Source organism: Jatrophihabitans sp. (assembly GCF_036389215.1).
Taxonomy (GTDB): Bacteria; Actinomycetota; Actinomycetes; order Mycobacteriales; family Jatrophihabitantaceae; genus Jatrophihabitans_A.
Genome location: NZ_DASVQG010000204.1, coordinates 1 through 3,147, shown reverse-complemented (window position 1 = coordinate 3,147; position 3,147 = coordinate 1). Strand labels below are relative to the sequence as shown.

The following is a 3,147-nucleotide window of genomic DNA, read 5'->3' as shown; positions in this document are numbered from 1 at the left end:
GGCTCTGACGTCGCCAAGACCGAGGCGGTGATCGCCGAGGTCGTGAACGAGCTCTCCGGGCGCCATGAGGTGGCCGCGGTCGGCATCGGAGCGGCCGGCTGGATCGCCAACGACCTGGCCACCGTGCTGTTCTCCCCCCACCTGGCCTGGCGGGACGAGCCGTTGCGCGACGCGCTGGCCGAAGCCATCGGGGTGCCGGTGGTGGTGGAGAACGACGCCAACGCCGCGGCCTGGGCCGAGTACCGCTACGGCGCCGCCCGGGATGCGCCGGTGGCGGTGATGGTCACCATGGGCACCGGGATCGGCGGCGGCCTGGTGGTCGGCGGGGTGCTCTACCGCGGCGCGAACGGGGTGGGTTGCGAGTACGGCCACATGTGCGTGGTGCCCGACGGCCGCCGGTGTGCCTGCGGGAACCGGGGCTGCTGGGAGATGTATGCCTCCGGCAGGGCGCTGGCCCGCGATGCCCGCGAGCTCGCCGACGTCTCACCGGTCGGTGCCCACCGCCTGATGAGCCTGGCCCATGGTGACCTGAACCAGCTGACCGGGCCGCTGGTCACCCAGGCGGCCCGCGAGGGCGATCCCGCGGCGGTGGAGATCTACACCGCGATGGGACGCTGGCTCGGCCGCGGGCTGGCCAACCTGGCGGCCGTGATCGACCCGACGGTGTTCGTGATCGGCGGCGGGGTGTCCGAGGCCGGCGACCTGCTGCTCGGCCCGGCCCGGCAGGCGTTCGGGGAGAGTCTCACCGGGCGCGGCTTCCGGCCGGCCGCCGACATCCTGCTGGCCGAGCTGGGCCCGCAGGCCGGGCTGGTGGGAGCCGCGGACCTGGCCCGCCGCGGCACCTCGCGCTGACCACCCGGGTTGGCCGGGCAAGCCGGCAAGGGCAATGCTGGAACCCATGACCGACATCGACGCTGCTGAAGCGAGTCCCGAGGACGTCAGCTTCACGCTGACCTGGTCGCCGGAGGACGGTGCGCTCAGAGGCGTGCTGGAGGCGCGCAATGTCAGCGAGCATCGGGTGCGGCTGTCCGGCAAGCCAGGGCTCACCCCGCTCGATGCCGACGGGCAGCCGCTCGATGCGGTGGCGATCGTGACCCTGGAGATGCGGATGCCGGGCTACGCCGAGCTCGATCCCGGCGAGTCCGCGCGGTCCAACGTCGGCTGGGCGGGCTGGGACGGCCCCGCCGCCGGTGGGATCGTCAGAGTCCAGTGGCGTGGCGGGCAGGCCGACGTGCCGGTCTCCGGGCCGCACCAGCCCTCGGCCACGGGCCCTGCCACCAATCTCTGGAGCTCGTGGTTCGACCGTATCGCTCCCTGACCAGGGCGCTCAGGTGTGCAGGGCATGTGCCCCATATAGAGACCCTTGTCCGGTTAGGTATGATCTGCTACACCTGAGAGCCTCTGCTGCTTGAGGAGGCTCGTAGTGAGACATACCCGCACCTCGATCCGTACCGGTGCCATCGCGGTCGCCGCCGGAACCCTGGTGACCGGCACCGTGCTCATCGCTCCGTCCACGCAGGCGGCGCCGCCGGCGCCGGCGACCGCCTCGGCGACCGCGCTGGCCGGCGTCGTTCACGCGCTGGACACGTCGGCCAGGATCCCCGGTACCGCCTGGGCTGTCGACCCGGCGACCTCGCAGGTCGTCGTGTCGCTGGATGAGACCGTGACCGGCGCCAAGCTCGCCAAGCTCAGCGCGGTGGTAGCCCGGTTCGGCACCGCGGTGCGCCTGGAGCCGGTGGCCGGCACCCTCCGCAAGTACGTCTCCGGCGGCGACCCCGTCTACGGCGGCACGAACCGCTGCACGCTGGGCTTCAACGTGCGCGACAGCAGCAGTGTGTACTACTTCCTGATCGCCGGGCACTGCGGGAACCTCAGCAAGACCTGGTACGCCGACCCGGCGCATACCACCGTGCTGGGCACCACCGTTGAGAGCAGCTTCCCGGGCAACGACTACGCGCTCGTGAAGTACACCAACCCCGCCGTGGCCCATCCCGGCAACGTCGACCTGCACAACGGCAGCTACCAGGACATCACCTCGGCCGCGGACGCGTACGTCGGTGAGGCGGTCAAACGCAGTGGCACCACCACCGGTGTGCACGGCGGCAGTGTGACCGCGATCAACGCCACGGTGAACTACGCCGAGGGCACGGTCACCGGCATGATCAAGACCAACATCTGTTCTGAAGCCGGCGACTCCGGCGGCCCGCTGTTCGACGGCACCACGGCGCTCGGCCTGGCCTCCGGCGGCAGCGGCAACTGCAGCACCGGTGGGATCACCTACTTCCAGCCGGTCACCGAGCCGCTGGCGGTGTACGGGGTCAACGTCTACTAGAGCGCTTCTGCCTGAGGAGGCTTGTTGTGAGTCGTATCCGCACTTCGGTTCGAACCGGCGTGATCGTGGTCGCTGCCGGAATCCTGATAGCAGGCACCCTGCTCATCGCTCCTGCCCTCCAGGCCACCCCGCCGGCAATGACGCCCCCTTCGGCAAGGACGCCCGCCTCGGCAACCACGCTGGCCGGCGTCGTCCACGCGCTGGACAGGTCGGCGCGGATCCCCGGCACTGCCTGGGCCATCGACCCGACGACCGCTCAGGTCGTGGTGTCGCTGGATGAGACCGTGACCGGGGCGAAGCTGGCCAGGGTGAGCGCGGTGGTGTCCCGGTTCGGCAGCGCGGTGCGGCTGGAGCGGGTGCCCGGCACCTTCCGCAGGTACATCTCCGGTGGTGACGCCATCTCCGGCGGCGCGTACCGCTGCTCGCTCGGCTTCAACGTGCGCGACAGCAACAATGTGTACTACTTCCTGACCTCCCGACACTGCGGCGAGCACGCTTCCACCTGGTACGCCAACTCCGCGGGCACGGTGCTGGGCACCCTATTCGCCAGTGGCTACCCCGACTGGGCGATCGTGAAGTACACCAACACCGCCGTCTCCCATCCCGGCAACGTCGACCTGTACAACGGCAGCTTCCAGGACATCACCTCGGCCGCGGACCCGTTCGTCGGTGAGTCGGTCAGGCGCAGCGGCAGCACGACCCAGGTGCACAGCGGCAGCGTGACCGCGATCAACGCCACGGTGAACTACGCCGAGGGCACGGTCACCGGTCTGATCAAGACCAACGTGTGCGCTGAGGGTGGCGACTCGGGCGGC

4 protein-coding genes are annotated in these 3,147 nt (G+C 70.5%); all 4 read left to right on the top strand.

All coding sequences use genetic code 11. The features are described 5' to 3' along the window. A partial coding sequence (locus VF542_RS11090) for an ROK family glucokinase (RefSeq protein ID WP_408651769.1) occupies positions 1-852 on the top strand: 852 nt, incomplete at its 5' end. Between the two features lie 46 nt (positions 853-898). Then, positions 899-1,318, top strand: a complete 420-nt coding sequence (locus VF542_RS11085) for a DUF4232 domain-containing protein (protein ID WP_408651768.1) — start codon at positions 899-901, stop codon at positions 1,316-1,318. A 105-nt stretch (positions 1,319-1,423) separates the two neighbouring features. Then, positions 1,424-2,332: a S1 family peptidase gene (locus VF542_RS11080; RefSeq protein ID WP_408651767.1), complete on the top strand. Its 909-nt coding sequence runs from the start codon at positions 1,424-1,426 to the stop codon at positions 2,330-2,332. A 26-nt stretch (positions 2,333-2,358) separates the two neighbouring features. Further along, positions 2,359-3,147 (top strand): S1 family peptidase (locus tag VF542_RS11075; protein ID WP_408651766.1); only part of this gene is annotated, 789 nt, incomplete at its 3' end.

What these genes read in the sequence shown, in the direction of transcription:
- VF542_RS11085 (WP_408651768.1), top strand. Translation starts at nt 899, where the DNA reads ATGACCGACATCGACGCTGCTGAAGCGAGTCCCGAGGACGTCAGCTTC.